This window comes from Streptomyces sp. NPDC001156 (genome assembly GCF_053598275.1).
The window spans coordinates 1-1,898 of the sequence record NZ_JBSFJX010000488.1 but is presented as its reverse complement, the minus strand read 5'-3'; the positions used below and the strand labels follow the sequence as shown (position 1 = coordinate 1,898).

The 1,898-nt window shown below is 67.3% G+C and carries 2 protein-coding genes; both read right to left on the bottom strand.

Annotated elements, in window-relative coordinates:
- Window positions 1–395: 395 nt before the first annotated feature.
- Window positions 396–1,340 (bottom strand): undecaprenyl-diphosphate phosphatase, encoded by a 945-nt coding sequence (locus ACWDA7_RS52475; RefSeq protein ID WP_450615257.1) that lies wholly within the window; start codon window positions 1,338–1,340, stop codon window positions 396–398.
- A 250-nt stretch (window positions 1,341–1,590) separates the two neighbouring features.
- Entirely contained in the window at window positions 1,591–1,806 is a 216-nt protein-coding gene (locus tag ACWDA7_RS52470; protein ID WP_450615258.1) for a sensor histidine kinase, read from the bottom strand.
- Window positions 1,807–1,898 lie beyond the last annotated feature (92 nt).

The window sequence follows — 1,898 nt, the reverse complement described above, 5'->3', positions numbered from 1 at the left end:
TCGCCCGTGCCAGATGAGTGCCCGATCACAGGGCACATCACAGGGAACCACGGGGACGAGTGCGGCGAGTCTCCCGCGATCGCGCGGGCTAGCGCCTTGCCAGGCCAGCCACAGGGCGCGTACGGGATCTTCGAAACCGGGTCCAAGCACGGGGTGTGCCGGGCCAACAGAGCAGCCCGGCCAACAGCGCAGCATGTGACACCTCGGTTCGCATTCTCACCTCAGGCGCTTCTACGTCATGTAGTAGATACTCGGATGCCCGCGGCCTCGCCGCCCCACACAGGCGCGCCCAAAAGCTGGCCATCCGTGACTCGGGGTGGCGTTATATCTCGCAGCGCCCCGGCGCCCATCCGAACCGTGACGGACATGGCCGCCGTTTCGGCGCCTCCGGTCCGTCAGGCAAACCAGATGATGCTGGCGCCCCCGGCCAGCAGGCAGTAGACGGCGAACGGGGTGAGGGTGCGGGTGGTGAAGTACCGGGACAGGAAGCGCACCGCGGTGTACGCGGCGATCGCGGCGGTGAAGAAGCCGACGATCACCTGGCCGTGGATGTGCGCGCCCGCCGGTCCCGCCAGGCTGGGCAGCTTGAGCACACCCGCCGCAAGAATCACCGGCGTGGCCAGGAGGAACGAGAACTTGGCGGCGTCCTCGTGGTCAAGGCCGCGCAGCAGACCACCGACCATGGTGATGCCCGAGCGGCTGATCCCGGCCAACAGGGCCAGCGTCTGGAAGAGGCCGATCACGCCCGCCTCGCGATAGCTCAGGGCGTCCAGACTCCGACTCCTCGCGCCTGCATGGACCTCGGCTTCCAGCGCCGCCCCGGGGCCCGCACTTACCGCCCGCCCCGGGACTCCCGCCTGCCGCGCCTCGGAGCGGCGCCGCAACCGCTCACCGACCAGCAGGATCAGCCCGTTGACCGTGAGGAACACCGCGGCTGCCAGCGGCTTGGCGAACAGGGTACGGAAGGTGTGTTCGAGGGCCAGTCCAGTGATGCCGACCGGAATGGTGGCCACGATGAGCAGCCAGGCGAGGCGCTCCGTGGAAGTGGTGACCTGGCGAGTGCGAACGGTGGTGATGAAGGCGCGAATGATGCGAGCCCAGTCCTTGCGGTAGAAGAACAGCAGGGACGCGGCCGTCGCCACGTGCAGGGCGACGATGAAGGCGAGATACGGGGAGCCTTCCGAGTCGCCGGTGGCGTTCTCGGTGACCAGGTGCTGCCAGGAGCCGCCGATCCAGGCGGGCACCAGCACCGAATGGCCGAGGCTGGAGACCGGGAAGAGCTCTGTCACGCCTTGCAGGGCTCCAATGACGACAGCCTGGAGATAGGACAATTCGGTCACGAAGACTCCTCGTCAAACATCGGGGGAAGGGCGGGGCGGCAGGACGCCGGGAGCGGCGCACACCCGGAGCAGGACTACTTTTACACTGGTGTAGAAGTTCTACACGAATGTAGGAGATGAGGAGATGGGCCGCAAGCCTGCAGGTGAGGACCCGCATCCTCGACACGTGCCGGGCTCGCGGTCGGCAGGTCGGTCCCCTGCGCGAGCACGGAGACCGAGCGCAGTGAAGTAAGGAAGAGCCACGTGCTGGTCAACAGGGCAGGCGAAGGGTGACAGCCGCTCCATGCCCCGCGTTGTCGGCATGGGCGGTGCCGCCGTGAGCGGTGGCCACCGCGTGCACGAAGGCCAGTCCCAGGCCGGATCCGTCACTGGTGCGGCTGGCCTCGGCGCGGGCGAAGCGGTCGAACACCCTAGGCAGGAACTCCGGCGGAAAGCCCGGACCTTCGTCTGTGATGCACACACTCAGTGAGCCTTTCCCGGTAATGGATCATGACGTTGTGTGATCGTTCAGATGGTTCGGTCGTACTCGAGCTGGAGCAGGACGAGGGCCGCTGCGGC